18 protein-coding genes are annotated in these 23172 nt (G+C 40.5%); 10 read left to right on the top strand and 8 right to left on the bottom strand.

The window, feature by feature from the left end; all coding sequences use genetic code 11:
• Window positions 1–25: 25 nt before the first annotated feature.
• Entirely contained in the window at window positions 26–1228 is a 1203-nt protein-coding gene (locus JWP71_RS06555; protein WP_299498073.1) for a bifunctional 3,4-dihydroxy-2-butanone-4-phosphate synthase/GTP cyclohydrolase II, read from the top strand.
• Here JWP71_RS06555 and JWP71_RS06550 read toward each other — a convergent pair.
• Entirely contained in the window at window positions 1222–5706 is a 4485-nt protein-coding gene (locus JWP71_RS06550) for a translocation/assembly module TamB domain-containing protein (RefSeq protein WP_299498072.1), read from the bottom strand. The genes JWP71_RS06555 and JWP71_RS06550 overlap by 7 nt on opposite strands.
• A gap of 125 nt (window positions 5707–5831) precedes the next feature.
• On the opposite strand from JWP71_RS06550, the gene tsaD reads away from it, so the two are divergent.
• Together tsaD and JWP71_RS06540 are read left to right on the top strand one after the other, a co-directional pair.
• Complete coding sequence (tsaD, locus tag JWP71_RS06545) at window positions 5832–6833, top strand: tRNA (adenosine(37)-N6)-threonylcarbamoyltransferase complex transferase subunit TsaD (protein WP_299498071.1); 1002 nt, start codon at window positions 5832–5834, stop codon at window positions 6831–6833.
• A 108-nt stretch (window positions 6834–6941) separates the two neighbouring features.
• A complete protein-coding gene (locus JWP71_RS06540; protein WP_299498069.1) occupies window positions 6942–7151 on the top strand; it encodes a hypothetical protein in 210 nt (69 codons plus the stop codon).
• 108 nt (window positions 7152–7259) lie between these two features.
• Here the strand turns inward: JWP71_RS06540 and JWP71_RS06535 are convergent, their stop codons facing one another.
• Entirely contained in the window at window positions 7260–7883 is a 624-nt protein-coding gene (locus JWP71_RS06535; RefSeq protein ID WP_299498068.1) for a polysaccharide deacetylase family protein, read from the bottom strand.
• A gap of 94 nt (window positions 7884–7977) precedes the next feature.
• Here JWP71_RS06535 and JWP71_RS06530 point away from each other — a divergent pair, with 94 nt between their 5' ends.
• From JWP71_RS06530 to JWP71_RS06510, 5 genes are all read left to right on the top strand, one after another.
• Window positions 7978–9414, top strand: a complete 1437-nt coding sequence (locus JWP71_RS06530) for a TolC family protein (protein ID WP_299498067.1) — start codon at window positions 7978–7980, stop codon at window positions 9412–9414.
• A 21-nt stretch (window positions 9415–9435) separates the two neighbouring features.
• Window positions 9436–10776 carry an efflux RND transporter periplasmic adaptor subunit gene (locus JWP71_RS06525; RefSeq protein WP_299498066.1) on the top strand — a complete coding sequence of 447 codons (1341 nt, stop codon included), beginning with the start codon at window positions 9436–9438 and terminating at the stop codon, window positions 10774–10776.
• A gap of 220 nt (window positions 10777–10996) precedes the next feature.
• On the top strand, window positions 10997–12004 hold the full coding sequence (locus tag JWP71_RS06520; protein ID WP_299498065.1) for an NAD(P)H-dependent glycerol-3-phosphate dehydrogenase: 1008 nt from the start codon (window positions 10997–10999) through the stop codon (window positions 12002–12004).
• Window positions 12005–12030: 26 nt separating this feature from the next.
• On the top strand, window positions 12031–12342 hold the full coding sequence (locus JWP71_RS06515) for a hypothetical protein (protein ID WP_299498064.1): 312 nt from the start codon (window positions 12031–12033) through the stop codon (window positions 12340–12342).
• 33 nt (window positions 12343–12375) lie between these two features.
• Window positions 12376–12696 carry a hypothetical protein gene (locus JWP71_RS06510; protein WP_299498063.1) on the top strand — a complete coding sequence of 107 codons (321 nt, stop codon included), beginning with the start codon at window positions 12376–12378 and terminating at the stop codon, window positions 12694–12696.
• Window positions 12697–12881: 185 nt separating this feature from the next.
• On the opposite strand, the gene JWP71_RS06505 is transcribed toward JWP71_RS06510, so the two are convergent.
• The 5 genes from JWP71_RS06505 to JWP71_RS06485 all read right to left on the bottom strand — a co-directional run bounded on the left by JWP71_RS06505 (window position 12882) and on the right by JWP71_RS06485 (window position 17585).
• Window positions 12882–14747 (bottom strand): DEAD/DEAH box helicase, encoded by a 1866-nt coding sequence (locus tag JWP71_RS06505; protein ID WP_299498112.1) that lies wholly within the window; start codon window positions 14745–14747, stop codon window positions 12882–12884.
• A gap of 219 nt (window positions 14748–14966) precedes the next feature.
• The gene (locus JWP71_RS06500; protein WP_299498062.1) at window positions 14967–15515 is read right to left on the bottom strand and encodes an NUDIX hydrolase; all 549 of its coding nucleotides are present in this window, start codon (window positions 15513–15515) and stop codon (window positions 14967–14969) included.
• Between the two features lie 138 nt (window positions 15516–15653).
• Window positions 15654–16451, bottom strand: coding sequence for a YgcG family protein (locus tag JWP71_RS06495; RefSeq protein ID WP_299498061.1), 798 nt, complete (start codon window positions 16449–16451; stop codon window positions 15654–15656).
• A 10-nt stretch (window positions 16452–16461) separates the two neighbouring features.
• Entirely contained in the window at window positions 16462–16893 is a 432-nt protein-coding gene (locus tag JWP71_RS06490; protein ID WP_299498060.1) for a TPM domain-containing protein, read from the bottom strand.
• Between the two features lie 113 nt (window positions 16894–17006).
• Window positions 17007–17585 carry a LemA family protein gene (locus JWP71_RS06485; RefSeq protein WP_299498059.1) on the bottom strand — a complete coding sequence of 193 codons (579 nt, stop codon included), beginning with the start codon at window positions 17583–17585 and terminating at the stop codon, window positions 17007–17009.
• 210 nt (window positions 17586–17795) lie between these two features.
• Here JWP71_RS06485 and JWP71_RS06480 point away from each other — a divergent pair, with 210 nt between their 5' ends.
• Both JWP71_RS06480 and JWP71_RS06475 read left to right on the top strand, forming a co-directional pair.
• A complete protein-coding gene (locus tag JWP71_RS06480; RefSeq protein ID WP_299498058.1) occupies window positions 17796–20084 on the top strand; it encodes a GH92 family glycosyl hydrolase in 2289 nt (762 codons plus the stop codon).
• A 984-nt stretch (window positions 20085–21068) separates the two neighbouring features.
• Entirely contained in the window at window positions 21069–22238 is a 1170-nt protein-coding gene (locus JWP71_RS06475; RefSeq protein ID WP_299498057.1) for a TlpA disulfide reductase family protein, read from the top strand.
• A 114-nt stretch (window positions 22239–22352) separates the two neighbouring features.
• Here the strand turns inward: JWP71_RS06475 and JWP71_RS06470 are convergent, their stop codons facing one another.
• Window positions 22353–23153 (bottom strand): SDR family NAD(P)-dependent oxidoreductase, encoded by an 801-nt coding sequence (locus tag JWP71_RS06470; RefSeq protein ID WP_299498055.1) that lies wholly within the window; start codon window positions 23151–23153, stop codon window positions 22353–22355.
• Window positions 23154–23172 lie beyond the last annotated feature (19 nt).

Raw genomic sequence — 23172 nt, 5'->3', positions numbered from 1 at the left:
ATAAAAAGTTACCAAATCCAATAAAATGCTAAATACCATACCAGAAGCCATTGAAGCTTTAAAAGCCGGTAAAATTATAATTGTTGTTGATGACGAGGATAGAGAAAACGAAGGCGATTTTTTAACCGCTGCACGTAATGCTACGCCCGAAGCTATAAATTTTATGATACGGCATGGCCGTGGCCTGGTTTGCGCGCCAATTACCCAGCAACGCGCTACCGAATTGGAGCTGGAGCTAATGGTAAGCCATAACACCACATCATACGAAACTAATTTTACGGTTTCTGTTGATTTGCTGGAAGGCTGTACTACAGGCATTTCGGCTACGGACCGTTCAAAAACGATAATGTCATTAATTGATCCCGAAACTACGCCTGAAGCATTAGGCAGGCCGGGGCATATATTCCCGCTGATAGCTAAAAATGGCGGTGTATTACGCAGGGCCGGCCATACAGAGGCAACTATTGATTTGGCCGTATTGGCCGGGTTTGAACCTGCCGGGGTTATCTGTGAGATAATGACCGAAAATGGCGATATGGCCCGTTTGCCCGAACTTGAGCAAATGGCCAAAGAATTTGATCTGAAAATTATATCTATAAAAGACCTGATAGCTTACCGGTTAGATGTAGAAACCTTAATAAAAAAAGAAGTATCTGTAAAATTGCCTACCGAATGGGGCGATTTTGAAATGATAGCCTACACGCAGCTTAACACCGGCGAAAACCACATGGCTTTAGTAAAAGGAACCTGGGAACCGGATGAGCCCATATTGGTACGTGTACACAGCTCATGCATTACCGGCGACATCTTTGGCTCATGCCGGTGCGATTGCGGCCCTCAGTTACATAAATCTATGGAGATGATAAACAAAGAGGGCAAGGGCGCCATTATTTATATGAACCAGGAAGGCCGTGGAATAGGGCTGGTAAATAAATTAAAGGCCTATAATTTGCAGGAGAATGGTTTTGATACCGTTGAGGCTAATATACAATTAGGTTTCGCTATGGACCAGCGTGACTATGGTATTGGCGCACAGATAATACGCAGCCTGGGAATATCAAAAATGCGTTTAATGAGCAATAACCCTAAAAAAAGGGCCGGACTTATAGGATACGGATTAGAAGTGGTAGAAAATGTACCTATTGAAATTGCCTCAAACCCCCACAATGAGGCTTATCTTAAAACAAAAAGAGATAAGATGGATCACACCATAATGCGTGATCATTGAGCTTCTTCCTCCTCTTCATCATTTTTTACAGATGCAGGGGGTGTGGTTATTGTAGTAGCGGGTATGCCTGAAGGCGGTACAATTGGCGTTGGGTTTACAACAGGCTTAGCTGCACGTTTCCCTCTCGAAAACATATTTCTTATAAACTCTCCCGGGGTATCAAAGTCCCGTTGATAAACCAACCCTAATCCATTAACATATTGCACGGTCAATTGGTCAATTGTATTTAAAGTAGTGGTATTTAAAACACGGTAAGAATAACGTGCAGTTAGCGCGCCGTTTGTACCGCCTGCCCGTATAAGATATGATGTTTCAAAATCTTTGGTAAGGTTGCTAAAGTTTGAATTAAGCAAATTAGTACTGTTATTAAATAAGCTATTGCCATTAGCGCTGGTACTATACAAGCTTCCGTTTATTAGCAGCCTGTCCTTTAAAAATTTTAATGATGCGCTGGCATCATTAAATGAGCGTATGTTCAAATCAAAATTAGGGATGTTTGATTGTGATATAAAGCTGTTCACCCTATTAAAAAACAATTCGCTTACGGCGCTGCCCGCTGTACTAAATACCTGATTGGTTAAATTATTATTGCCGGTTCCTGATGCAAAGCTGCGTCTTACAATAATGCTTAATGCTTGTTGGTTACGGTTATTATTATCGGCCAGGTAAGTTCCCAGGTCGTCTTTTATCGAAGGATCAGTAGGAAAATTAAAATCGAAACCAATATCCGGATGTAGCAGGGATTTGGTAATAAGCATTTCTGCCTGTACCAACACCTGCTCATTACCTTTTGGTGATTGCAAACCAGCGGCAGTATAAAGGGGCGAAATGTCTGTACGTACCTCATAAATAGCATTCAGGTTAATTTCCGCATTGGAAGGGTTACCCGTCCAGCGTATAGTGCCACCCTGGTTTACAGCAAAGTTTTTACTGATAAAGTTTTTAGCCGTAAATTCAAATTTTCCGGATGTAATTAAAAAACTGCCAACCATATCAAAATCGCCCAGGCTATTTATGTGCATGTTTAAGTTTGTTGTTTGGCCCGTCCCGGTTAATACGCCAAGATCGGTTGTTATTTTTACGGTGGTTTTTTCATCAACCGTTAAATCAAAATTTAGTGTTACACCATTAAATGCTTTTACTTTGGGAATATTAAGCCCGGTAGTATCCTTATGGCTCACAAATTTTATAAAATCATAATCACTAACCGTTGTAGATGTATTTAGCGGAATATTAAATACCGTACCAGCTTCTGTGCGTGCTCTAATATCTATGCTTATATTATCAATGGGCCCCACAAAGCTAAACCTGCCCGAGCTGTAAGCTGTACCAAAATAAAGGTGATTGTCTTTAAAAGTAGTGTTTAAAGCCATCAGGTTTCTGGCTGTAAGCACAGCGTTAATAGTAGGGTTAGATAGGTTGTTCAAATCAACACTTCCCTTAACAGTTCCCTCACCGCCATGCATATCTTTTAAGCTCAGGTTATCAATATTTATAACACTGTTAGTTACAATTAATTTATCATTGGCTATATAAGCCGTTTTTAAATAATTTACGGTAATACCGGTATTAGCTAAGGTAACGCTGCCATTTAATTGCGGCTTTGCCAATGATCCTGTTAATTTCAGGTCGGTAGAAATGGTTCCTTTTAGCTCAGACACCAGATCTTTAACAAAAGGCCCAAAAATTACGGCCTCTGTCTCGTTCATTTTAACTGTAAAGTCAAGCTTATCGGTCTCTTCTTTTCCTAAAGAGTAAGTGCCGCCAATATTAAGCGTTTCTAAACCCTTGTTAAGAATGTTTAAATTTACATTGGCCTGCTTCCGTTCATTATCAAGACTGGATACAAGTTTAACATTGCCCACCAGCGTTTTATTCATTTTTAATGAATCAATATTCATGTGTGCATCAATTCCCGGCGATTTTAAAATAGACGAAAGCAGTACGTCACCATTAAGCTTGCCGCTCAACACAATATCAGATGATTTTGTGAGCTGGTTAAGGGTGCTCATTCTAAATTTGTCAAAGGTTACCTTTAATTGATCTTCCGGGTTATCAGATATAAAACCATCTATCCTTACTTTTTGCTGTCCGTTTGAAAGCTCGAAGCCCGATACCTGCGTTTTACCGTCTAACAGCCTTACTCTTACCTGGTCTGTTAGCCTCCAATCCTGGTGCTCCAGTATAATGTCTGATGGTAGTAATATTAGTTTTGCGGTAGTATCCTGCCCAAACTTAACCAGGCCGTACAAGTCAAGCTGGTTGGTAGCATCTTTATCGGCCAGCTTTACGTTGAATTTTAAACTATCATTACTTACAAAATTAGTAATGTCAATGTTTTTAATAAACAAGTCGTTTGTAAGATCTATACGATCCAATGAAATATTGATCCCTAAATTAGCGTCGGATGTGCTTTCGTCTAAAATAAAGTTGTGAAAGACTATCTTCTTGTATTTTATGGTTTTTATAAAGCCGTTAATTGTGGCTGTTTTACTATTCGAATTAAACTTACCTATAAAAGTTCCCTGCTCTGGTATTTGCAGATCCGGAAAAAAGATGGCTGTAAGCGGATCAAGGTTTTTGATCTTTAAATTCAGATCAAAATTCTGAGGTTTTGGTGTAGTGGCATCTAATTGTAATGATGGGATATATTTTTTAACAATGGTTTTAAAATACGAGGGTAAAGTAGCCAAATCATAGCTGCCCTTAATGCTGCCGTCAAGCGCATCAGATTTAAGCGCTATCAGCCTTTCATTGCCTTTGCCACTGGCAGAAAAGTAAACTGAATCCAGTAAATAATTATTACGCGGATCGATTATCCGGATAGGCGAAAACATAATACGGCCCTCAAAATTTTTAAGGTCATTGCCAGAAAATTTGGTTTTAAGCTGCGCGCTTACTGTAATAGTATCTGTAATAAACTTTAATTTATTTAAATGCGCATCGTGTATGGCAGCGGTAAAATCATAAACCGGTAGTTGTGGGTTAAGATCCACAGTTCCGTTGCCATCAAACAGAATGTTTTTATCTTTAATTGACAGACTGCCGTTAATTTTTTTGTTTATAAAGGTCGCGTTTGCTGTTACATTTTGGTATTGGTAACCATTCAAATCAATATAATTTATCTTCGCAATTATATTTTCGTTCAGATTTTTAAGCGCGTCGCCGCTGCCTTTAACATTGGCATTAAATGAAGTACGCCCCAAGGTGGTGGTACCAACCAGCGTGCCGAGGTCAAAGTTATAAGCAGCTATTTTACCGGTATAGCTTGGCGTACCGGTTTTATTTATTTCCAGGTTAATATCCGGATCAAACCGCCCCAGTTGGGTTTTAAATGTGCCGGATGCCGCAAAATTATTTGGTAATCCTTTAAACTTTCCCGAAAAATTAACATTGCCAAATTTGCCAACTATATCGGGCATTTTAGCCCCGGGTGTTCCGGTAAAATGACTGTATAAAAAGTCAAGGTCCCTTTTATTGGTGGCTAACTGTTCAAATTTAAGGTCAAGCAAAGTTTTATCCCAATCCGGCAATCCCTTTAAATTAAAATCGCCTTTAATAAATGTGGCCTGTCCCGCTGTAACGGTAAGGTGCCTTGTCTTTAGGTTATTTACCGCTCCCTGTATCCGCCCATCAACACCCAGCTCAAAATTCACTTTTTCCAGCGAGGTTGTAAAGTAGGCTATATCTGTTGATGATATGTGCGATTGTTTAAAATCACCCTCCATACGCACCTTATTTACAAAATCATTAAAATCATCAAGCTTTCTGTACTTCATGCTAAAATAATCTTTGATAACAGATCTTGGCGTTTGTATCAGCATGTGCTGTACCAGTATATGGTCGGTATCAACTGTGGTATTCCCTCTAAAGTTTTTTAAGTAAAAACCGCCCTTTTCTTTCAGTGTTAAGTATTGCACCTCGCCCTTAAACAAATGGTTCATAAGGTCCATATGGTTTACTACAGTGCTAAAGTTACGTACATCTATATCATCAAAATTTATCCCCTTAACTACCTCATGCCTTAACTGATTTTTATAGCGGAAATGAAAGTTGTTTACAATTGTTTTTTCAAATATAGTGGTCCACGGCTTACCCGGCACTGTTTGGATTGTATCCTTAGATTTTAAACTATCTAAAATAAATTTCAAGTTAGTAACGTTACCTTCCAGATTTTTTAAATAGAAAGAGCCATTATCCAGCTGTATCTGTTTAAAATCAATAATTCTATCCCTAATACTGCTAAAAACAGAAAAGCCATTAAGCTCTATGGTTAATTTGGGGGTACGTACCAAAGTGTCCCTTTGCTTATCAAGCACATAAAAATCTTCAAGCACAATCGATGAGAATGGTTTAATATACAAGCCCTGTACACTAACCTCGGTGCCCAACTTGGTTGATAAGTAAGCAGCAGCTTTTTTAGCGGCCCATGTTTGTACAGGTTTGTACTGAAAAACCAATAGTAATACACTCGCCATTAGTAACAGGAGCAATACTATACTTAGGGCTATTTTTAGTGCTTTTTTAATAACTTTGTATATTAATTAAACTTCTAACGAATTAAGTGTGCCGAAGTTTGACATATAAATTTTGATTTTGTAAAATGCCGGTAATTTTAGCAATAGAATCTTCTTGTGATGACACCTCTGCAGCTATATGTGTTGATGGGGTTATCCTGAGCAATGTTATTGCTACACAGGCCATACACGAAGCTTACGGAGGCGTTGTCCCTGAGCTTGCCTCAAGGGTTCATCAGCAAAATATTGTTCCCGCTGTACAACAAGCACTATCAAATGCAAAAGTAAGCAAAAATGCCATTGATGCAGTAGCTTTTACACGCGGCCCCGGACTTTTAGGTTCCCTGCTTGTAGGTGTATCATTTGCCAAGGCTTTTGCATTGGCAAAAAACATCCCGATTATTGAGGTTAACCATATGCAGGCGCACGTACTGGCGCATTTTATTGCCGAGCGCAAGCCAACCTTCCCGTTTTTATGCCTTACAGTATCAGGCGGGCATACCCAAATAGTTTTGGTGAAAGATTATTTTGATATGGAAGTAGTGGGCCAAACATTGGATGATGCCGCCGGCGAAGCAATGGATAAAACAAGTAAAATTTTAGGATTGCCTTATCCCGGCGGCCCATTAATTGATAAACATGCCCGTTTGGGTAACCCTGATGCCTACAAATTTCCGGAGCCGCAAATACCCGGATTTGATTTTAGTTTTAGCGGATTGAAAACATCTATACTTTATTTTATTAGAGATAACGTAGCGCTTAACCCTAATTTTATAACCGAAAATTTAAATGATATTTGCGCATCGGTTGAAAAACGAATAGTTACCATATTATTGAACAAACTAAAAAAAGCGGCAGATCTTTATGGTATAAAGGACATAGCTTTGGCAGGGGGCGTATCGGCAAATACAGGTTTAAGGCAGGGCCTGCAACAAATGGGCGATAAAAACGGCGGGAACTGTTTTATCCCCGAAATGCAATACTGTACCGACAATGCCGGAATGATAGCCATAGCCGGCTACCATAAATTTTTAAAAGGTGATTTCGCCGGGCAAAACATTGCACCCCTGGCAAGAATGCCGATGTAGATAATGAATGATTGAGTGAATTAGCGATTGAGTGAATGGTTGCCAACGAATTCAATTATTAAATACTTTATTAATCACATTCACTCAATCACTAATTCACTCATTAAAATGACCGCTCCCTCGTTAATCTTCTGGATAATTTTTGTACTGCCGCTTGTTGCATTTTTAATATGGCTGATACGCCAGGACAAACGCTCGGGCTGGATAGGGTTGATAGTTTTGGCTATTACCGTTATTGGGGCCATTGTCTATACGGTCATAAAAAATGATGGGAAGCAAGATTCCGCAACTACGCAAACGCAGCAGCCGGTGAAATAGGAGCGGGTGTCCATTAAAATATAAATTTACAACTTATTTTTGTAATTATCAAAATGACTGTCCCAACTGTCCCAGGTGTATTCACGTGTCCCTGGGACAAATACCTAATTAAACGGGCAGCGCATTAAACGCATACCCTTCCTTACTCCAAATTTCCATTGCTTTAGGCAAAGCATACTCCAATCGGTCTAACGCTTTGAGGCTATCATGAAATAATACAATATCGCCATCGGTCGTATTTTTTAAAACATTATCAAGACACTTTTCAGGTTTTAGGTTGATGTCAAAATCGCCGCTTAATATGTTCCACATCATAATTTGCAAACCGGGTTTGGCATCTTTAAGCAATTTTACCTGCGAGCTTTTTATGCGCCCATACGGCGGACGAAACAGATTGGAGCCGATCAATTCATCAGCTAACAAAAAATTATCCAGGTAAATTTTATCTTCGGTTTTCCAACCTTTAAGGTGGTTGTAGGTATGATTGCCTATGGCATGGCCATCTGCTTTTACCTGTTCAAATATCTCCGGATGTTTACGTACATTATCGCCAATGCAAAAAAACGTAGCTTTAGCATTATATTGTCGTAAAATATTTAATACAAAGGGTGTAACAATAGGTATAGGTCCATCGTCAAACGTCAGATAAATGCAACGGCCCGCCTTGTTCACATCCCATATTAATTGGGGATATAGCTTTTTAAGCAACCAGGGAGTTTTAACCAGGTACATTTACAGTTATTATATTTGAGTAAATTGTGCAATTGATGCGGTTCTCAAATATAGTAGCTAATACTCATATCTAATAATTGTACGGAATAACCTTATGACACAATTTATATTTAAAAGGGTAAGCATTCTTGGTTTGTTGTTTACAGTCATGATAGGCTTTACAGCAAAGGCGCAAGAAAAAATAACCCTGCAAATGGCGGTCGATCGCACTTTGGCTAACAATTTAACCATCAAACAAGCACAGGTTACCGAGTCTATTGGTACCGCAGATCTGGACCAGGCTAAAAATAATTTGCTGCCAAGCATTAACGCAAACACACAAGGGGGCTATAACTTTGGCCGCAGCCAGGTTGCCGGGTCCTTTACTTATACTTCATCAACCTCTTTAAATATAAATGGCAACGCTCAGTTACAGTTAACGCTGTTCCAGGGCGGGCAGTTGCGTAATCAGATAGTGCAAAACAAACTATTACTTGATGTTGATAAAAGCACTACTGCCAAAATAAAAAACGACCTTACACTAAATGTAGTAACCGACTACCTGCAGATATTAACTAACCAGGATCTGGTAGCCGCCGCTAAACAACAAATTGATATTGCTAACCAAACATTAAATAAATCACAGATAAGCTTTAAAGTAGGTAACCAAACTCTGGCTGATCTTTCGCAGGCAAAAGCACTGGTATCAACAGCTACCCTTAATTTAACTACTGCTCAAAATCAACTGGATCTGTCTGTGCTGATATTAAAGCAATATATGGAGATGAACCCGTATGCAGAGATTGCTGTTGAACGACCGGACATAAGCAAGCTTACCGATATAAAAACAATATATGATGCTAACGAGGTTATAAAAACGGCATTAACCGTTAACCCGGATATTCGCCTGGCCGAAACACAGCAAAAAACTTATGCCCAGGCAATTAAAATAGCAAACGGAAATTTTTACCCAACGGTTAGTTTATTTGGCGGGTTGGCTTCCAGCTACTCAGATCGTTTAAATCAACAAATTATTGGGCAAACAGCTATTACGCAGCAAATAGGTATAGTACAGGCTACTAATCAGGCTGTTGTAACCTCATATCAGCAACCTATTTACGGCCCCTATTCTGCATTCAGACAGATCAATGATAACTTTAACCAGTCGATTGGCTTAAGTGTGCAAATACCTATATTTAATAAGTTTGCCAACCGTACCACGATGCGTAAAGCCCGGCTCAACTATCAAAACGCGCAGCTAAGTACACAAATTGCTAAGAATAACTTAAGTAAAACTATTATACAAGCCGTGCTTGACTTGCAGGCTGCCGAAAAACAATACCAATCAGCATTGCAAACTTTCGAAGCTAATAAAGATGCATTGAATGTTACCAAGCAGCGGTATGATGTTGGTTTGATAAACTCTCTGGATTATAATACAGCGGTTACCAATTTTAGTAAATCGCAAAATGACATGATCGAAGCAAAATACAGCGTCGTTTTCAGAAGTAAAATAATTGATTATTACCTGGGTAACACCATAACACTTTAAAATAAAAAATCCTGAACAATCATGGGAAAGACTACAAAATATATTTTGATAATACTTGGCGTACTAATTGCGCTGCTGATAATCGGTAAAGCAACCGGCATGATAGGCAAATCTGATAAAACACAGGTTGCTACAGAAAAATCTGCTGTGCGTGAAATTAATGAAACGGTTTCTGCAAGCGGTAAAATCAAACCGCATGTTGAAGTAAAAATTAGCCCGGAAGTATCCGGCGAGGTGGTTGAATTGCCCATTAAAGAAGGCGATGTTGTAAAAAAGGGCCAATTGCTTTGTAAAATACGCCCTGATATTTTAAAATCGGGTTATGAGCGCGCGGTTGCATCTTATAATTCGCAAAAAGCCAGTGTTGGCAATTCAAGTCAGATGCTAAAACAAGCCGAAGCTACCTATAATAACCAGGCAGCAATTTATAAACGCAGTAAAGAGCTATATGATAATAAAGTATTAACCGCGGCAGAATTTGACGCCGCAAAAGCCAGTTATGAAGGTGCAAAAGCGGGCCTTGAAGCTGCCAAGCAAAATGTAATAGGCTCAACCTATGGCCTGGCACAATCATCAGCATCAGTTAAAGAAGCGCAGGATAACTTGTATAAAACAACCATTTATTCGCCTGTTGACGGGGTGGTTTCTAAACTATCTGTACAAAAAGGCGAGCGCGTTTTGGGTACCGCGCAATTTGCAGGGACAGAGATCATGACCATATCAGACCTTAGCCAAATGGATGTAAATGTTGATGTGAATGAAAATGATATTAACCGCATAGTAATTGGCGACTCATCAAAAATTGAAGTGGATGCCTTTTTAGGTAAAAAATTCAATGGTGTGGTTACAGAGATTGGCAGCTCGGCAAACGTGGTAGGCACCAATGCAGACCAGGTTACCAACTTTACCGTTAAAGTTAGGATAGACGCAAAATCATATAATGATCTGCTAAACAAAAAAGGCGATAATCCATCACCTTTTCGCCCGGGATTAACAGCCACCGTTGATATTAAAACAAACCATACCCAGGCACTGGCAGTACCTATACAAGCGGTAACTACCCGCGAAGATAAAAAGATGGATATGAGTGGCGCTAAAAAAAGCACAACTACTACCCCGGTTAAAACAGCAAGCACAGCGCCTGCAAAAGAATATGTTTTTGTGTATAACGCAGGCAAGGTTAAACAGGTAATGGTAACAACCGGTATACAGGATGATATGTATGTACAAATAACTTCAGGCTTAAAAGCCGGCGACGAGGTAGTATCTGCCCCATACCCTGCCATATCCAAAACATTAAAAGATGGCGCCCTGGTTGAAAAAGTAGATAAATCTAAATTGTTTACTAACGATAATAAGTAAATATGCAGATGTGCAAATGATGTAATTTAAGGCTGACCGTGTGGTTGGCCTTTTTTGTTTGTCTTCTGAACCATGATTTTTAGGATTTAGGGATTATTGGATTTTCCTGCATTTTAATCAAGCTAATCTGTAAATCCTAAAAATCACGGTTCAGACAACATCTACACATTTTCATTAACTTTGCCCCGTCAATTAAACCTGTTGCGAGACAAAGTTTTTAATGCAAAATAAAAATAACAAAATATTAGTAGTTGGCGGGGGTAGCTGGGCTACAGCCAATATTAAAATGTTAACTGATAACGTTACCGAAAAAGAAATTTTTTGGTGGATGCGCAACCCGCAGTCGGTAAAACATGTGCATAAATTCGGCCATAATCCAAACTATTTAAGCTCGGTTGAAATAAAGGTGCCTGCGCAAAATATCTCGACAGACCTTAAGGCATTAATTAAGCTTGCAGATGTGGTGCTGCTTAATGTACCTGCCGCGTTTTTAAAAGAAGCTTTAGTTGATATTAGTGCCGAAGATTTCGCCGGCAAAAAGATAGTATCTGCCATAAAGGGTATCGTTCCTGATGAGAACCTTATTATTGGTGAGTTTCTGAATAAGAAATATGATATGTCATTCAACGATTTTGCCGTTATCAGCGGCCCCTGCCATGCCGAAGAGGTTGCATTAGAAAAACTATCCTATTTAACCATAGCCTCTGGCGATCCCGCTCTTGCTGCCGAATTTGCGGGGATGATCAATACCCGTTACATTAAAACAATTGTATCTGATGACATCTATGGCACCGAATACGCCGCCGTATTAAAGAATATATATGCTATTGCCAGCGGCATTTGTCATGGAGTAGGGTATGGCGATAATTTTCAATCGGTATTAATATCAAACGCCATACGCGAACTAAAGCGTTTTGTTGATGTGGTACACCCCATAACCCGCGATATAAAAGAATCTGCCTACCTGGGCGATCTGCTGGTTACCGCTTACTCGCAGTTTAGCCGTAACCGCACCTTTGGTAATATGATAGGCAAAGGCTATACCGTAACATCGGCCCAACTGGAAATGAACATGATAGCCGAAGGCTATTACGCCGTAAATTGCCTGCACCAGATCAATAAACAATACAAAGTGAACATGCCTATATGCGAAGCTGTTTACGCTATTTTATATCAAAAGCGTTCCCCTGCTCTTGAAATGAAACAATTGGCAGAGAAACTGTGTTAACATCCTAAAATAACTTATTTAGACCCATGAAAAACTCACTTAAAATTGCTCTGCTATCAGCAGGTATTTTTGCCGCCAGCCAAAGCTATGCCCAGGAACACCACGAACCTGTAACCAAAAAAATTGGCCATGCCGCTCAGGATGTTGGTCATAAAACATCAGAGGTTGCCGTAAAAGGCGCCGTAGCCGTTGCCGATAAAAGATATGAAGGCCATTGGGCTCCAACCGGTGAGAACGTTTATATTGATAAACACTCGCGTTATTTTTATGTAGACAAAGGCGGCCATTATAAATATCTTAAAAAATGGCAGTTAAGAAATAAACCTTACAAACATTAATAAGTCTTACAGGCGTATCACAATTCTTATATCATGAAAACATATGCCTTAATAACCGTACACATAGTATTTGCAATTCTATTATTTAGTATGTCATGCACCAATCCTGTAAAAGATAAACTACAGGGTAGCTGGACATCAAAAGATGGTAAAACAAAACTAAAAGTGACGGACAAAGGCTTTGCCATGGATAATAATGCCGAAGTGCCCGAACAGTATTTTTTAAAAGGCGATACTATTTATACTTCATTTGAAGGTAATCAGCCCTATACCAAGTTTGTGATACAAAAGCTGGAGCCTAACAGGCTTACCATACAGGACCCTGATTTGCAATTGATAGAATTTACGCGGTAATAGTGATTGGATTAGTAAATATTTTCAATTTGCTTTAAAAAACAAAAGCCTCTCCGATTAATCGGGGAGGCTTTGTAAACTAAACTAACTAAACTAAAAACTATCATTTGGAGAGCAGTGAGTAGTTGAATACGTGAGTGGTTAACCATTCACCTTATCAACTTAATCAACCATTCACCTTAATATTAAAACCTGCGTTTGCGCTCCGGGCGATCTTCACGGCGTTTGCCGGAAAAATCACGGAAACCACCACCTGCCGCTGGATTACTGCTACCACGATGTCCGCCTTCTCTGCGTTCGCCACCACCACTACGGTTATAGCCACCGCCACCTTCACGGCGTTCGCCGCCACGGTAACCGCCTTCTCTGCGTTCGCCACCGCCACTACGGGTAGTGCTGGTGCCTTCGCCTGATACTTCTATCCTAACTTCACGGCCCTTAAATTCAACGCCTTTAAAGTTGTTGATAACAGCTTCCGACTCGGCATTTGGTACTTCAAAGAAAGAGTAAACACCTTTAACATCTATTTTGCCAACTGTGCGGCCGCTTATTTTGCCATTGGTGCAGATATAGCCTAACAGATCGCCACGGTTAAACTCATCAACAGAACCTAAGTTTATAAATAAACGCGTGTATTCTGATTTACCGCCAGACTCGCCTCCACGGCTTGAGCGCTCACCACGTTCTCCACGATCACGGTCGCGATCAAAGCGTCCTTCTTCAATTGGCGCGTTCAAATCAGGCGCGTTTTTATAGTAATCTAAAAAGCGGTTAAACTCTATAGATGCAAAACGTTTAATGAAATCTTCTTTAGTAAGGTCCTTAAATTCTTCCATAATACGCGGAAGATATTGTTCAATTTGCTGGTCGTTAACCTCAACGTCATGTATTTTATGAACGATAGAGAATAATTGTTTTTCGCAAACATCAAAACCTGTAGGTATTTCTACCTTAACAAATTTTTTGCCTAAGCCTCTTTCAATCTGGCGTATTTTACCTAATTCTTTAGCATTGATGATAGAAATAGATACCCCTGTTTTACCGGCACGGGCTGTACGGCCGCTACGGTGGGTATAATTCTCAACTTCATCAGGCAATGAATAGTTAATAACGTGTGTTACATCGTTAACATCAATACCACGCGCGGCAACATCAGTAGCAATTAATAATTGCAGGTTACGCTCGCGGTAGCGTTTCATAACTTTATCGCGTTGTTGTTGTGACAGATCGCCGTGTAATGAATCGGCATTGTAGCCATCCTTCATTAAAGCTTCGGCAATATCCTGTGTCTCGATCTTGGTACGGCAAAATACAATACCAAAAATATCGGGGTTAAAATCAACAATACGTTTAAAAGCAGCATACTTATCACGGGCACGTACTATATAGTACTCATGCTCAATGTTAGCGTTGCCAGTGTTTTTGGTGCCCATGGTAAGCTCAAACGGCTCATTCATGTACTTTTTAGCTATGCGGCGCACTTCGGCCGGCATAGTTGCAGAAAACAACCAGGTTTTCTTTTCTTCGGGTGTGGTAGATAGGATACTGTCAATATCTTCCTGAAAGCCCATATTGAGCATTTCATCGGCTTCATCCAATACTACAAATTTCACCTTTGTAAAATCAATAGCCTTACGGTTGATGATATCAAGCATACGGCCAGGTGTGGCTACTACAATTTGCACGCCGCGTCTTATCTGGCGTAACTGATCAGAAATACTGGCTCCGCCATAAACGGCAACAACGTTAACGTTGCCCATTTTTTTGGAGTAGTTTTTAATGTCGTTAGTAATTTGCAAACAAAGTTCGCGTGTTGGGCATAAAATAAGCGCCTGCGGATGGTTTTCTTCAAAATCCAACAATTCCAACAGTGGTAGGCCAAAGGCAGCAGTCTTACCGGTCCCGGTTTGGGCTAATCCGACAAAATCGTTGCTGCCTGTTAACAATACCGGGATTGATTGTTCCTGGATTGGTGTAGGATTTTCAAATCCTAACTCAGAGATGGCATTAACAATATCATGACGGATTCCCAGTTCAATAAATGGGTTCATGATTAAAAATAACGTATCTGGCTTCATCGCCAAATCGGGCGCAAAGGTAGCGTTTGTTTTTGACAATTCAAACATCTATCTATAGAATAAAAAGATGGGATAGAAAAAGGGCCTTACAAAAGCAGGCACTATTGAGGATGCCGGATAAAACACCAGATAAGAGTTTACTTATCAGACAAATAGCACTGAGCTATAACAGAGCATATCACCAAAAAAGCATTACAATTCTCCCAACTTCATAAAAGCATAAAACAACCCGGTACAATGCAGGGACTGGGCAATTTTATTATCGGCTAAAAGTTGCTTTACTTCGTCTATGGAATATTCTTCCACTATTAACTCTTCATGATCGTCTAAAGTTTGTTCCTGCACTTTAATGCCGCCTTTAGCTAAATAGCAATAGGTATGATTGTTTGAGGTTGATGGATTAGCATAAACTGTACATAACAGTTCTATTTCATCAAACTGATAACCTGTTTCTTCCAGCAACTCGCGGCGCATGGCTGCCTCCGGTTCTTCGTCGCCATCAATAACACCACCCGGAATTTCTAAGGAAACAATATTTGCCGCATGGCGATATTGGCGAACCATTATAATTTTATTATCAGCAGTTAAAGCTACTCCGTTTACCCAGTTAGGATATTCTAAAACAAAATATTCATCAACAACGCGGCCATCGGGCATTTCGCATTTATCGGTACGCAGGGTTGCCCATGGGCCCTTATGTATATATTCTGAATGGCAAATTTTCCAGTTAAGTTTATCCATCTCTGAACCGCTGATTTTAATGATTGTATGATTTCGTTGATTGATTAATGTATGAATATGAATTTTGTTTGATCGAAATACGCCTTTGGATTAAAACAAGCATCAACGTAATCTCTTAATCAAAATAAATCAACGGTCCTACCAGCTTCCGCCAGATCCGCCGCCACCAAAATCGCCGCCGCCAAATCCGCCGAAACCACCGCCACCACTGTCACCGCCATCGCCACCAGAGAAACCTCCCCAACCGCCGCCGCCACCACGATTACCGCCACCCAGCATTGAGCCGGCAAGAAACCACCAGAACGGACTGGCGCCGCCACGGCTGCCAATAACCTGGCCACCGCCGCCGCCACGGTTACGAAATACAGCTATCAGTATAACTACAATTATAATAACTATAAAACCAACCGGACTGCCGCCATCGCCTTTGCTTTGACGGGCTTTCTTCTCGGCCTTATATTCGCCTTTTGTATATTTAATAATGTCATCAGTACCCGCGTCTAAACCACCATAATAATCGCCCTGCTTAAAGCGTGGGTTCATATCATTAACACGTATTTGCTGGGTAATAATATCAGGTAATGCACCTTCAACACCATAACCCGTTTGGATAGATAATTTACGGTTATCCAACGCCACCAACACCATGATACCGTTGTTTTTGCCTTTTTGCCCTACGCCCCATGCGCGGCCAAGTTTTTGGGCATATTCGTTAACATCGTAGTCGCCAATAGATTTCATGATCACAACCGCAATTTGGGTTGAGGATGAATCATTAAAAGCAACTAATTTACTTTCAAGCCGCTGTTTTTCCTCGGCCGATAGGGTATTGGTATAATCTGTAACTATTGTGTTTGATTTGGGTGGAAGCTGCTGCGCGAAAACGCTCCAGGTACAAAGCAATAAACTAACAAATAATATAATTTTTTTGAACATGGTTTTAAGTTTAATCGCCATCCATAAAGGCAATATCGTCTGATAGTTCATTTTTATCCCGGTCATACGGAAAGTATTTACTCAGTTGCTCACCGGCTATTTTAATACCGGTAACAATGCCTTCAACTATGTTGCCATTTTTAAAGTGTTCCAGCATATCTTCCTTGGTGCTGTCCCAAAAGTCTTCGCTCACTACCTGGTTTATCCCTGCATCGCCAATAATGGCAAACTTGCGATCTACAACAGCAACATATATTAATACGCCGTTACGCAGTTTAGTTTTATGCATATCCAATTGGTAAAAATATTTAGCCGAGCGGTCAAGCACATCCTCACTACAGGTTTTTTCAATACAAACCCGCAATTCGCCCGAAGTACATTTTTCGGCATCAGCTATCGCCTCGCGTATGCGTTGTTGCTCCTCGTCGTTAAATACTGCCATGAGTTTTTAATTAGTGAATGATGGAATGAGTGATTGAGTGAATAATTAAGCGGGGTTTGAATAAGCGATAGTGAAACATTCACTCATTCAAAACTCACTCATTCACTCATTAATTAAAATTGCACTTTCGGCGCTTTATCTGCACTTGCTTCAGCCTCGAAGTATCCCTTAGGGTTAAAGCTGAACATCTTAGCAGTAATGTTTGCCGGGAATGAACGGATCTTGGTGTTATAATCCTGCACAGCGCCGTTAAAATCGTTCCGTGCAACCGTAATACGGTTCTCTGTGCCTTCTATCTGTGCTTGCAGCCCCAAAAAGTTTTCGTTGGTTTTTAACTGCGGATAATTTTCTGTAACCACCATCAACCTGCCCAAAGCAGAGCTTAATTGTCCTTGTGCAGCCTGGAAAGCCTTAATAGACTCGGGTGTTAATTTAGATGGATCAACCTGTACAGATGTTGCTTTTGCACGGGCATTAATAACATCTGTTAAAGTGCTTTTTTCAAAATTAGCCGCACCTTTTACAGCTGCAACCAGGTTAGGTATCAAATCAGACCGGCGTTGATACTGTGCTTGTACCACACCCCATTTGGCCTTAACGTTTTCATCCATTTGTACCATGCTGTTATAGCTGCATGAGCTTAATGACATTGCTGCCACGATAACCAATATTGCCGAGAATAGCTTTTTCATTTTTTTAGTTTTTGTTTTTTTGATAATTAGAGCACAAAACATATACCGTTGTTACAATTTATATTTTGCATGCCATATTGGCAAAGATGTTTGTAAATATAATTAAAAGATTGAGATCACTAACCTTCTTTACGGTAAGTGACGCAGAGTTGGGTTGGAAAGTATAAGTAAGCTTTGCTTATATTTGAACTTTAAGATTAACTGCTCTTCATGAAGAAAATATTTACTGCCCTGCTTATTTGTACAGGCTTTATAGCCAACGCGCAAAAATCACCCGAAAATTTAATACAATATGTTAAGCCAATTGTAGGTACCCAACGCATGGGTCATACCTTCCCCGGCGCCACTGTGCCCTTTGGGATGGTGCAGCTAAGCCCTGAAACAGATACCATTGGCTATGAAATGGACGGCAAGTATAACCCCGATGTTTATAAATATTGCGCGGGTTATCAATATGATGATAAAACGATAGTAGGTTTTAGCCATACCCATTTTAGCGGTACGGGCCATTCAGATCTGGGCGATTTTTTAATTATGCCTACTGTTGGTACGCTAAAGCTAAATCCCGGTACAGCAGATAAACCGCATAGCGGCTACCGCTCGCCATACTCGCATCAGAATGAGGTAAGCGAGGCCAATTACTACAAAGTAAAATTAGACGAGCACAATATTATTGCCGAAATGACCACCACAACACGTGTCGGCTTTCATCAATACACTTTCCCAAAATCTGATAACGCGCATATTATTCTGGACCTGATGGCGGGCATATACAATTACCCTGATAAAAACGTGTGGACCTATTTGCGGGTGGTTAATGATACTTTGGTAATGGGTTTCCGCCAAACTAATGGCTGGGCACGCACCCGCACGCAGTATTTCGCCATGACGTTCTCTAAGCCATTCATCGCCCACGGCTACAAAAATTATTCTAAACGCGAGGTGTATGGCGGTTTCTGGGGGAAATTCAATCAAACCAAAAACTTCCCCGAAATAGCCGGAAAGCAAATAAGGGCCTACTTTGATTTTAAAACAAATGAAGGTGAAAAGATAAAGATCAAATTCGCGTTATCGCCGGTTAGCATGGAAGGCGCTTTAGCCAATATGAAAGCCGAAGCCCAAACCTGGGATTTCAATAAAATTAAACATACGGGCCAACTGCAATGGGAAAAAGAGCTGCATAAAATTGTAATCGCCGGAGATAAAGAAACTAAGGAAAACTTCTACACGTCCATGTACCATACCATGATAAACCCAACTGTTTATATGGATGTAGATGGCCGGTATAAAGGTTTGGATCAGAATATTCATAAAGCAACCGGTTTTACCAATTACACCACTTTTAGTTTATGGGATACCCACCGCGCGCTGCACCCCCTGTTTAATATTATTGAACCGCAGCGTAATGCCGACATGGTAAAATCCATGCTGGCGCATTACGACCAAAGCCCGGAAAACATGCTGCCGGTATGGAGCAACTCGGCTAATGAGAACTGGTGCATGAGTGGTTACCACAGTGTTTCGGTAATTGCAGACGCGGTGATAAAAGGGAATGCGCCGTTTAACGTCCATCATGCGTTAGCAGCTTGTGTAAACACGGCCCGCCATCGCGATTACCAGGGCATAGGTTACTATATGGACATGGGATATATCCCCGACGAAAAGGATGGCAACGCGGTATCATCAACTTTGGAGTATGCTTATGACGATTGGTGCATCGCGCAAATGGCTAAGAAGCTGGGCAACACGGCTATTTATAACGAGTTTAGCAAACGGGCACAGAATTATAAAAATGTGTACGACCCTGCAACAGGTTTTATGCACCCTAAATTGGCAGATGGTACCTTCCGTAAAAAGTTTGATCCGCTTACTACCATTGGTCAGGGATTTATTGAAGGCAACGCATGGAACTATACCTTATATGTACCGCATGACCCTGTGGGGCTGATTAAATTAATGGGCGGCAACAAACGCTTTGTAGCTTATGCGGACAGCCTGTTCAGCTTTAACCTGCCGGATAAGTATTTTGCCGAAACCGAGGACATTACCCGCGACGGCATCATAGGCAATTATGTGCATGGCAACGAGCCATCGCACCATGTAGCATATTTATATAACTGGACCGATAAGCCCTGGAAAACACAGGAGCGCGTGCGCATGATACTGCCAAAGATGTACAAGCCAACCCCGGATGGTTTGGGTGGAAATGACGATACCGGCCAGATGAGCGCCTGGTACATCTTCAGCTCGTTAGGGTTTTACCCTGTTGCGCCGGGATCGGACCAATATGCAATTGGCAGTCCGGCGGTTGATGGAGCGGTTATACAATTGGCTGGTGGTAAAACATTTACTATCCACGTAAATAACCAAAGCGCCCGGAACGTGTATGTGCAAAAGATAGTGCTAAACGGCAAACCATTAAACACACTGTTTTTAAAACATGCTGATATTATGAAAGGTGGCGAGATAACTTTCTATATGGCGGCGACGCATAAGTAAAAGTGGCGTGTTTGGGTGCTAACTTCCTTTGTTACACAAATTGAGCATCCGCCCGCTCAATTGCCGCGGGGGCTGTTACTTTTGGCTTGATCCAAAAGTAACCAAAAGATCAAGCCGGAAAAATCCTTCGCCGCTCAAGGCCAGACACCCGGCCCGCGTTTTCCGGCAGGCCTTTGCCCACTTTTCATTGCTCATTAATATGAAAATTGCGGGTCCTGTTGAGCAAAGCGTCAGCAGATAAGCTTCGGATGAAAGGAGGTAAAACAAGCTGGACTGTGCGGCGGGAGGGGCATAGTAAATTTTGCTGAAGCGCCGGTCTGCGCGACAACATGGGCAAAATATTACAGCCCGTGGTTTTATCTGCTTTGCAGCGCAAAAGCCTCGTGCGGCAAAGAAGCCTCTCTGCTGACTTGATCTTTTGGTTACTTTTCCATCAAGGGAAAAGTAACTGGTAGATGGGAAAGAGCGAACAATATAGTTACCCCGGCGGCATTGTTTTGTTACACGCAAATGTGTAACAAAATGTAACAGGTGTAACAAGATTTTGACTTAAATCATTGGAAACAACCATATTACCAAAAAGTGATGTAACAAAATGTAACAACTTTTACGTCAGAATTTTTAAGCTTAAATGTTTGTTAATTTGTTGGTAATCAAATTATTGTGAAATGGGTAATTTTTGACTGGTGTAACAAAAAATATGGCAGATGAAACAGTCGCGCTGTTTCATCTGCCGCTGTTCGATTTCCGACTTCGGACGATTTTGTAAATAGTCTTTAGACTTAAGAAAGATCATTGCGTAATGTAGTCGCAGACTACAGGCGTAGTAGTCCTAAGTTACAAACTTCGGACAGCAAGGGAAATACTACGAACAGCGGGTTAAAAAATGTTAAATCCATCCACATCCATTAACTAATTTGATAATACCTGTACATTTAAACAAAAAGTGCCAAATCGCAATTATCTAACCTAATATTAACAGATATGACTTACACAATCAGAATGCTTATTAAAGCGGCTATTTGTATTGCATTTTTCCTGTATAACACCGATGTAAAAGCGCAAACTTCTTTAGTGCAAAATGTGATTGATAAACTTGAAAGTTATAAAAACTTTAGCTATCAATACATTTATAAGCAAAAGGACTTTACAAGCGATACATTAATAAAAAAAGGTAAAGATATTTTTTTAAAAACTCCAGAAGACAAGTTTATTGGTTATCTGTTCAGAAGGGAAACATCAGATACCGAAGGTAAAAATTATGATATAAATTTATACAATGGGCAAAACCTTATCAATTTAACTCCTCAGGACAGTACTTATCAGATTAAAAAGACGCTGTCGGGGGCTATTGGAGGTTCATTGTTTTTTTATCTGAAACTAATGAAATCTAAAACTAATGAAAAGAGACCAGTTATAAATGGAGGTGACACAATTATTAACGCACTTACCTGCACTCATATAATTACCACTATTTATGACACTGTAATTAGTAAAGAACATTATTATACACGTGTGCATTTATTTGTTAATAAACAAACCGGCTTACCTAAAAGTATAATTAGCCAATCAAGAAATAACTTTGTTGGAAACGGAATAACAAATTCCTATACAGAAAATAGCTATTCTGATTATAAGTTAGATCAGGCCGACATTGGTATAGCTACTTTTACAGTACCTAAAGGTTTCCACCTGCCTAAACCGCAAACTACTCCACCTCTTGCTTTGTTAACATCCGGGACAGTTGCTCCCGATTGGACCATGTATTCGGCAGATGGCAAAAAGGTGTCATTGACACAACTGAAAGGAAAAGTTGTATTGTTGGATTTTTATTTTATTGGCTGTCTTCCCTGTATGGATGCCATAAAACCATTAAATAAACTTTATGAAAAATATAAGAGTAAAGATATTGTAATAGCAAGCGTAACAGACAGAGACAGCAAAAAAACGGTTTTGGCATTTGAAAAACAATATGGTATAAAATACCCCGGTTATGTTGATGCCGCAGGCGTGGTAAAATCATATCACGTAGATAGCTTTCCAACTTTTTATTTGATCGACAAAGAGGGAAAAATAGCAAATACGTTTATAGGATATTCTGATGATTTTGAAGCGAAAACTACTACTATAATTGATACATTATTAAACAAATAGTGAATAGTGGTGCTAGACTATTATGCAATTCGAAAAGCGGCTATCTCCCGCTGTTCGATTTCCGACTTGAACGAAAACGGCATTCTGCCCGCTTTGCATAGCAAAACGAAGTAACTATTTGGGTGTGCCTAACCGTGGAATCAACCGGGCAAACAATCCCGGCAGATAGCGTTTAACAAAAAGCGCCAGTCTTTCTTCACCAATGAATTTGCCGATATAAGGCTCGAATATTTCATTTTGGATTGCCTTTATAATTTGTCCGGCAGCTTTATCGGCTGAAAACCCGCTATTGATCTGTTCAGATTTACCGCTGATAAAACTTCCGTCGCCGGATATTACAGCTATCGGCGTATGAACATAGCCGGGTGTAAGTATGGTTACCTTGATGCCGTACTTGTCCACCTCGGCGCGTAGACAATCGAAATAGCCATGCAATGCATGTTTGGCAGCCGCGTAAGCCGCGCGCATTGGCGTTCCTATTTTGCCCATTACGCTGCTGGTTACCACAAAATAACCCGAACGTCGCTCGATAAAATGATTCAAAAGCGCTTTGGTTAATATAATATAACTGAAATAGTTAAGCTCCATCACTTGCCGATGAACGGCAATATCGGTTTCGGCAACGGGCGCACGTTGTGAAATACCACCATTATGCACCATAATGTCGATATGCCCAAATAACGCTATGGCGGTGGGTACTTTCGCTTCAAGATTTGTGCTGTCGGTCAGGTCGAGTGGAAGGATATATACATTGTCAGAATGGGCGCAGTTATTCTTTACCCGTTCCAATTCAGGTATTCGTCGGCTTGACAGGATAAGTTTAGCGCCTTGGGCCGACAGCTCGCAGGCCAGCGCTTCGCCAATACCCGAAGATGCGCCCGTTATCCATATAACCTGATCTTTAAGTGATTTCATAAAAATTCTTTGGCCTAAT

It is taken from the genome of Mucilaginibacter sp., from assembly GCF_028287845.1.
GTDB lineage: Bacteria > Bacteroidota > Bacteroidia > Sphingobacteriales > Sphingobacteriaceae > Mucilaginibacter.
Note: the sequence above shows the minus strand (reverse complement) of the source record. Positions and strands in the feature narration are given on the sequence as shown.

Bases quoted from the DNA above. Each gene is read 5' to 3' on its own strand.
- JWP71_RS06555 (WP_299498073.1), top strand. From the start codon at position 26: ATGCTAAATACCATACCAGAAGCCATTGAAGCTTTAAAAGCCGGTAAA.
- JWP71_RS06550 (WP_299498072.1), bottom strand. From the start codon at position 5,706: ATGGCGAGTGTATTACTATTGGTTTTTCAGTACAAACCTGTACAAACA.
- tsaD (WP_299498071.1), top strand. From the start codon at position 5,832: ATGCCGGTAATTTTAGCAATAGAATCTTCTTGTGATGACACCTCTGCA.
- JWP71_RS06540 (WP_299498069.1), top strand. From the start codon at position 6,942: ATGACCGCTCCCTCGTTAATCTTCTGGATAATTTTTGTACTGCCGCTT.
- JWP71_RS06535 (WP_299498068.1), bottom strand. From the start codon at position 7,883: ATGTACCTGGTTAAAACTCCCTGGTTGCTTAAAAAGCTATATCCCCAA.
- JWP71_RS06530 (WP_299498067.1), top strand. From the start codon at position 7,978: ATGACACAATTTATATTTAAAAGGGTAAGCATTCTTGGTTTGTTGTTT.
- JWP71_RS06525 (WP_299498066.1), top strand. From the start codon at position 9,436: ATGGGAAAGACTACAAAATATATTTTGATAATACTTGGCGTACTAATT.
- JWP71_RS06520 (WP_299498065.1), top strand. From the start codon at position 10,997: ATGCAAAATAAAAATAACAAAATATTAGTAGTTGGCGGGGGTAGCTGG.
- JWP71_RS06515 (WP_299498064.1), top strand. From the start codon at position 12,031: ATGAAAAACTCACTTAAAATTGCTCTGCTATCAGCAGGTATTTTTGCC.
- JWP71_RS06510 (WP_299498063.1), top strand. From the start codon at position 12,376: ATGAAAACATATGCCTTAATAACCGTACACATAGTATTTGCAATTCTA.
- JWP71_RS06505 (WP_299498112.1), bottom strand. From the start codon at position 14,747: ATGAACCCATTTATTGAACTGGGAATCCGTCATGATATTGTTAATGCC.
- JWP71_RS06500 (WP_299498062.1), bottom strand. From the start codon at position 15,515: ATGGATAAACTTAACTGGAAAATTTGCCATTCAGAATATATACATAAG.
- JWP71_RS06495 (WP_299498061.1), bottom strand. From the start codon at position 16,451: ATGTTCAAAAAAATTATATTATTTGTTAGTTTATTGCTTTGTACCTGG.
- JWP71_RS06490 (WP_299498060.1), bottom strand. From the start codon at position 16,893: ATGGCAGTATTTAACGACGAGGAGCAACAACGCATACGCGAGGCGATA.
- JWP71_RS06485 (WP_299498059.1), bottom strand. From the start codon at position 17,585: ATGAAAAAGCTATTCTCGGCAATATTGGTTATCGTGGCAGCAATGTCA.
- JWP71_RS06480 (WP_299498058.1), top strand. From the start codon at position 17,796: ATGAAGAAAATATTTACTGCCCTGCTTATTTGTACAGGCTTTATAGCC.
- JWP71_RS06475 (WP_299498057.1), top strand. From the start codon at position 21,069: ATGACTTACACAATCAGAATGCTTATTAAAGCGGCTATTTGTATTGCA.
- JWP71_RS06470 (WP_299498055.1), bottom strand. From the start codon at position 23,153: ATGAAATCACTTAAAGATCAGGTTATATGGATAACGGGCGCATCTTCG.